This is a genomic window from Candidatus Symbiothrix dinenymphae (assembly GCF_001431085.1).
Genome location: NZ_BBRU01000365.1, coordinates 1 through 472 on the forward strand (window position 1 = coordinate 1; position 472 = coordinate 472).

A 472-nucleotide genomic window follows, 5' to 3' on the forward strand; every position below is an offset into this window, starting at 1 on the left:
GCTTATGCGCGTTATTTGCTGTGCACCAATCGGCAGGCGGATGATGCTTGCGGCGTGTGCCCCGGTTGTCAGAAAGTCAACAAGTTAGCGCATCCCGATTTGCATTTCGTGTTTCCAATCATCAATAAAAAAGGCAGCAAAGATGCTTTTTCGGACGATTTTTTACCTGATTGGCGCGAATTTTTGACGAAAACGCCCCATTCAAGTCTCAGTAATTGGCTGGCAAAAATTGATGCCGGCAATTCACAAGGCACGATTTACGCCCGCGAAAGCAACGATATCGTGCGCAAACTGAATTTCAAAAGCTACGAATCGGACTACAAAGTGATGATTATTTGGCTGCCCGAAAAAATGCAGGAGGCGGCTGCCAATAAATTGTTGAAATTGCTGGAAGAACCGCCCGAAAAAACGGTCTTTTTGTTGGTGTCCGAAGACCCCGACAGGATTATCACGACCATTCGTTCGCGCTGTC

The 472-nt window shown here is 47.0% G+C and carries 1 pseudogene; it reads left to right on the forward strand.

What is annotated here, in order from left to right:
- Positions 1 to 472: pseudogene (locus tag ASC50_RS04325) on the forward strand (ATP-binding protein); the annotation flags it as partial.